The following is a 239-nucleotide window of genomic DNA, read 5'->3' on the forward strand; positions in this document are numbered from 1 at the left end:
GAAGGAAAGTAAGCTAGGGATTCGTTCTTCGCCAACAACTGAAATTATATTTGAAGACTGCCGTATTCCTGTAGAGAATTTACTAGGGGAAGAGGGCCAAGGATTTAAAGTTGCGATGCAGACATTAGATGGCGGCCGTAATGGTATTGCGGCACAAGCAGTCGGTATTGCACAATCCGCTTTAGATGCTTCTGTAGAATATGCAAGAGAACGTCATCAGTTTGGGAAGCCAATTGCGG

General features: G+C 44.8%; 1 protein-coding gene. It reads left to right on the top strand.

The genetic code is table 11. From position 1 onward, the window contains the following. Nucleotides 1-239 (top strand): acyl-CoA dehydrogenase family protein (locus tag SB775_RS33470; RefSeq protein WP_410865608.1); only part of this gene is annotated, 239 nt, incomplete at both ends.

Source organism: Peribacillus sp. SIMBA_075, assembly GCF_046534585.1.